We start from the raw sequence: 1,526 nt of genomic DNA, 5'->3' as shown, positions 1-1,526 counted from the left end.
AAAGCGTGCGCACGTGCAGTTTGATTGTCACTTCCTGCAACTCCAGCTCGCGGGCGATTTCCTTATTCGACAAGCCGCGGCACAATCCGTTCAGCACTTCCAGTTCGCGCGGGCTGAGTTTCTCAGCAAGCGGATGGGTGTTGGCCGAGGCGTCTTCGCGCATCAGATCGACAGGCACGTAGATCTCTCCCGCGCTCATGAAGCGCACGGCATTGAGCAGTGACTGCGCGCCCATGGTCTTGGGGATGAAGCCGATGGCACCGGCATCCAGCGCCTCCTGCGCGGTGCGGGCGGGCGCGCTGCCGGACAGAATGGCTACGCCCTTGCCGCCATTGGCCTCCAGCGCCTTGGCCAGGCCGTCGAGTCCCATCATGCCGGGCATGTTGTAGTCGAGCAGCACCAGGTCGTAGGGGCCGAGTTCGGAAATCTGCGAAATCGCACCTGGCAGATCAGTCGCCAGAGCGACCTCAGCACCGCCCTCGGATTTGAGGTAGGCGGAGATTGTTTCGCGGACCATATCATGATCGTCTGCCAGCAAAATGCGCATGTAGCCACTAGACCTGTTCTTTATTTCCCGGTCCCAGTCTACAGCGACAAGGGTTTCAAAACTGTCAACCTTGGATTGCGGCCTGGACTGGGGTGTGAACATCTGCTGCTGCTCCTGTGCGTGTGCTGGAAATTTTATTGATATTACGACGTTCTGACGGTCTCCGGTAAGCCAACATTAGGGTGATGGCGCTACTCTGGCGGTTGTGCACCCTATACGAAAGGTCATGAACCTATCCTCAGGTGCCGGTTTTCGGGGCGAGCGGATATGCCATGCTTTGCCCGGTTGTTGTGGAGACTGCCTTAAAAGAGGAGTGCTGGAATGAGAGGGTTGATTTCGCAGGTCGCGGCCTTGGCTTCGCTTGCAGTCATGGCGTGTGCAGCCGCAGGTTTTGCGGATGAAGCGCAACCGGTGCTGCTGTCGGTCGGAGTGGAGGGCGCGGCGGAACCTGCGGTGCAATACACGATCGAGGATCTGCGTGCGCTGGCTCCGGTCACCTTTGAGACGGAGACCATCTGGACCACCGGGCCGCAGCAATTCACCGGCGTGCCGCTGGCTGTTCTGGTGGGGCGGATGGATGTCAGCAGCGGGCGGCTTGTAGCTTATGCGGTGAATGACTATGCGGTGGAAATCCCTGTTGCGGATGCGGTTGAAGGCGGCCCGATTGTTGCCTTTGAGCGCAACGGTGCGGAAATGTCCCTGCGCAACAAGGGGCCGCTATGGGTGGTGTACCCTTATGACAGCAACCCGGCTTACCGCACCGAAGAAGTCTTTTCGCGCAGTATTTGGCAACTGGACCGGATCGTAATTCAGCCGTGAATGGCAGGCAGGGAGCAGTCAGGTGATGCTGCGCGGATTTCCAACGATGCCGCGCTGGGTATTGGCGCTGGTGCTGGCGATTGCGGCGGCGCTGGCGGCGCAGTCGGTGCGGCTGGGGCATCAGGTGCTGCAGCAACTGGGCGGGCTGTCGACCGCGGCA

2 protein-coding genes are annotated in these 1,526 nt (G+C 60.2%); one reads left to right on the top strand and one right to left on the bottom strand.

What is annotated here, in order from left to right; all coding sequences use genetic code 11:
- On the bottom strand, positions 1–547 hold a 547-nt coding region (locus A2I95_RS37020; protein WP_291737461.1), incomplete at its 3' end, for a response regulator transcription factor.
- A 321-nt stretch (positions 548–868) separates the two neighbouring features.
- On the opposite strand from A2I95_RS37020, the gene A2I95_RS37015 reads away from it, so the two are divergent.
- Positions 869–1,366: a molybdopterin-dependent oxidoreductase gene (locus A2I95_RS37015; RefSeq protein WP_291737460.1), complete on the top strand. Its 498-nt coding sequence runs from the start codon at positions 869–871 to the stop codon at positions 1,364–1,366.
- The last annotated feature ends 160 nt before the right edge of the window (positions 1,367–1,526 follow it).

The sequence above is a fragment of the Leisingera sp. F5 genome, from assembly GCF_001593695.1.
Note: the sequence above shows the minus strand (reverse complement) of the source record. Positions and strands in the feature narration are given on the sequence as shown.

Bases quoted from the DNA above. Each gene is read 5' to 3' on its own strand.
- A2I95_RS37015 (WP_291737460.1), top strand. From the start codon at position 869: ATGAGAGGGTTGATTTCGCAGGTCGCGGCCTTGGCTTCGCTTGCAGTC.